The organism is Alkalihalophilus lindianensis, assembly GCF_032843265.1.
Taxonomy (GTDB): Bacteria; Bacillota; Bacilli; order Bacillales; family Bacillaceae_D; genus Alkalihalophilus; species Alkalihalophilus lindianensis.
The window spans coordinates 1-274 of record NZ_JAWJBA010000283.1 but is presented as its reverse complement, the minus strand read 5'-3'; the positions used below and the strand labels follow the sequence as shown (position 1 = coordinate 274).

General features: G+C 63.1%; 1 pseudogene. It reads left to right on the top strand.

Annotated features, from left to right (window positions below):
- Positions 1 to 274, top strand: a pseudogene (locus tag RYX56_RS22270) (hypothetical protein); the annotation flags it as partial.

The following is a 274-nucleotide window of genomic DNA, read 5'->3' as shown; positions in this document are numbered from 1 at the left end:
AAACGGGCGTGTGAAGCGCTTCGACTACAAGCCGGAAAAGCCCACGAGCGACCAGATCACCACCGAGGTGTTCGTGTACGATGCCCCGAAGCTGCTCGCCACCCTGGACCGCATCGCCGCGGAAAAGAAAGGCGCTCGGCAGAAGGACGCCGGAAAAAAGGAAGACCCGGACGCCGCCCACCTGGGTGATATCGGCGACGAACTGATCCCGAACCTCGTGAAGGCCGGTGAAGCCTACGCCTATGCGCCGGGTGGCTACTGGCTGGACGTGGGA